Consider the following 2,971-nt stretch of genomic DNA (forward strand, 5'->3'; position numbering starts at 1 on the left):
AAGAAGAAACGGAGCTTTTATCCGAAAAAAACAGTAAAAAGAGACTATTCGGAACTTATTTTCGGAACCAGGGCAGTAATAGAGACTATTCGGGCCGGTAAAGATATAGACAAGTTGTTTATTCAACGCGGACTTTCTAACGAATTGATTAGTGAATTAATTCAGGAGGCCAATGCATATAAAATTCCCTATGTAAAAGTACCAGTTGAGAAACTTAATCGGATTACACGAAAGAATCATCAAGGGGCTATTTGTTTTCTTTCGGCAGTAAGTTATGCCTCTTTAGATCATATTGTCAGTAGTTGTTTTGAAAAGGGGAAAATGCCTTTGATTCTAATTTTGGATCGAGTTACCGATGTCCGAAATTTTGGAGCTATTGCCCGAACCGCCGAATGTGCTGGTGTAGATGCTATTGTGGTCCCTTCCCGAAATAGTGCTCAAATCAATAGCGATGCTATGAAGACGTCTGCCGGAGCTTTGAATTTTTTACCTATTTGTAGGGAGGATAATTTAAAAGAGTCTATTCGTTTTCTACAACAGAGTGGGATTCGAGTTATAGCTTGCACAGAAAAAACTGATGCCTTGCTTTATTCTATTGATTTCTCTGTCCCCACGGCTATTATTATGGGATCTGAAGAGGATGGCGTTTCGCCTGAGTATATAAAAATGGCTGATGGTAGGGCAAAAATACCTATGGGGGGGAATATTGAATCTCTTAATGTTTCCGTGGCTGCGGGAGTAATCATTTATGAAGCAATCAGGCAGCGTTCTTAATTTTTGGGATGTAAAATTAAAAAAAAGAGACTGTCTTCAAATTTAGACAGTCTCAATGATGTTTTTACAATTCTAAAAGATGTTTAAAGAAATTCGGCACCTTTTAGTTCTTTCACATCCTTTAGGTATTGACTAAAACGATGGACTTGGTCTTTTTCACAAATCAACAAAACATTATCACATTCTGCCACCAAATAATTCTTTAGTCCCTGCACAATGATTAATTTATCTTCTGGGCCTTTTATCATGCAGTTGTCACTGTCATAAGTAAGGGCATTGGCCTCGATTACGTTTTGTTGTTCGTCTTTATCTTTTATTTCGTGTAAAGCATGCCAGGAACCTAAATCTGACCATCCAAAATCACTTAAAACTACATAGACATTTGGGGCCTTTTCCATGATTCCATAGTCAATGGAAATATTTGGGCATTTTCCATAGTTTGAATTAATAAAAGCCTGTTCATCAGTAGTGTTAAAAGAAGTTCTTCCCTCTTCAAATAGACCAGCTATTTCGGGAAGATAGTTTTCAAAGGCCCGTATGATGCTTTTTATATTCCAAATGAATATGCCTGCATTCCAAAAATAATTTCCACTTTTTATGAATTCCTTGGCTTTTTCCTCATTAGGTTTTTCGGTGAATGATTTAACTTTGACCACTTCACCCGGCACGCCCTTTTCATACTGAATATATCCATAGCCAGTTTCCGGTCTGTTTGGCTTAATACCTATAGTTACCAGGTTCTCACCCTTATTGGCGGTAGCCAAGGCTTGTTTTATTGAGGTTACAAAACTAGCTTCTTTAAAGACTGCGTGATCTGAAGGAGCCACAATTATGTTGGCGTCAGGGTCTTTTTCCTGAATTTTATAGCTGGCATAAGCAATACAAGGAGCAGTGTTTCTTCTTTCTGGTTCTTGAAGGATTTGTTCTTCCTTTAGGCCGGGAAGTTGTTCTTTTACCAGCTCACTGTAATGCTCGTTAGTTACCACAAAGATATTTTCTGGCGGGCAAATCATTAGAAAACGTTCATATGTCATTTGCAATAAAGACATCCCCGCTCCTAAAACATCCAGAAATTGTTTAGGTCTATGGTTTCTGCTATAGGGCCAGAATCGACTACCAATGCCTCCGGCCATAATAATTACGTAAGTGTTAGATTTCATTATACAATACCTTCTTTGAGTAAGTCGTGAATATGGACGAAACCTAGAACTTTTTCTTCATCCGTTACTACCAATTGGGAAATATTGTTTTCTTGCAAAATTTTAAGGGCGCTAGTGGCATAAGTACCTTTTTCCACTAGTTTCGGGTGGGGGCTCATGATATCCTTAGCTTTAATTTCTGCAATATTATTATATTTTCCAAGCATTCTTCTAAGGTCTCCATCCGTTATGATACCCAAAAGTTGTTCCTTCTCATTCACAACTGCAGCTGCACCCAATCGTTTGGTGGAGATCTCAATAATAACCTCTTTTAAGGAGGAGTTTTCCTTTACCGTTGGACATTCGTGTCCTTTATACAAATCATCAACTTTTAAATATAATTTTTTACCCAATGCTCCTCCAGGATGGTAACGGGCAAAATCCTGACTGCTAAAATTTCTTGCTTGCAATAAACATACCGCCAGTGCATCCCCCATGGCCAGATGGGCTGTTGTACTCGTAGTTGGAGCAAGGTTATTGGGACAAGCTTCCCGCTCAATGCTAGCATTTAAAACAAAGTCTGCTTGTTTGGCCAAATAGGAGGTGGTGTTACTACACAAAGCTACTAATTTTACTTCTATTCTTTTTATTAAGGGGACCAGCACTTTAACTTCAGGGGTATTTCCACTTTTCGATATACAAATGACAACATCCTCTTTTTGTACCATTCCCAAATCACCATGTATAGCATCAGCAGCATGCATAAACAAGGCGGGTGTTCCAGTGGAATTGAGTGTGGCAACAATTTTATTGGCTATATGAGCACTTTTTCCCACACCCGTTACCACCACCCGGCCTTTGCTGGCTAAAATGGCTTCTACACAAGCCTCAAAATCGAGATCAAGATAATCTATGATTTTTTTTATGGCCTCAGATTCATTTAGAAGTACTTCTTTTGCTATATTTTTAATATTTTTCACTAAATTCAAACTGTCAACGTTAAAGATCTGATAAATAGCTTTTAAAGCTTTTGTTTTTGACGTAAAAGCTTGTTTTTT

3 protein-coding genes are annotated in these 2,971 nt (G+C 38.0%); 1 reads left to right on the forward strand and 2 read right to left on the reverse strand.

Going from position 1 to position 2,971, the window contains the following annotated elements:
• Nucleotides 1-774: 23S rRNA (guanosine(2251)-2'-O)-methyltransferase RlmB (gene rlmB, locus E1171_RS03640; protein ID WP_155204181.1), on the forward strand; the 774-nt coding region annotated here is incomplete at its 5' end.
• An 83-nt stretch (nt 775-857) separates the two neighbouring features.
• Here the strand turns inward: rlmB and E1171_RS03645 are convergent.
• Together E1171_RS03645 and E1171_RS03650 are read right to left on the reverse strand one after the other, a co-directional pair.
• Nucleotides 858-1,934 (reverse strand): mannose-1-phosphate guanylyltransferase, encoded by a 1,077-nt coding sequence (locus E1171_RS03645; RefSeq protein ID WP_155204184.1) that lies wholly within the window; start codon nt 1,932-1,934, stop codon nt 858-860.
• Nucleotides 1,934-2,902 carry a KpsF/GutQ family sugar-phosphate isomerase gene (locus E1171_RS03650; RefSeq protein WP_155204187.1) on the reverse strand — a complete coding sequence of 323 codons (969 nt, stop codon included), beginning with the start codon at nt 2,900-2,902 and terminating at the stop codon, nt 1,934-1,936. Before E1171_RS03650 ends, E1171_RS03645 begins: the two co-directional genes overlap by 1 nt.
• Nucleotides 2,903-2,971 lie beyond the last annotated feature (69 nt).

Origin of the sequence: Xanthovirga aplysinae (assembly GCF_009711365.1) — a bacterium.
GTDB classification, from domain to species: domain Bacteria; phylum Bacteroidota; class Bacteroidia; order Cytophagales; family Cyclobacteriaceae; genus Xanthovirga; species Xanthovirga aplysinae.

What these genes read in the sequence shown, in the direction of transcription:
- E1171_RS03645 (WP_155204184.1), bottom strand. Translation starts at nt 1,934, where the DNA reads ATGAAATCTAACACTTACGTAATTATTATGGCCGGAGGCATTGGTAGT.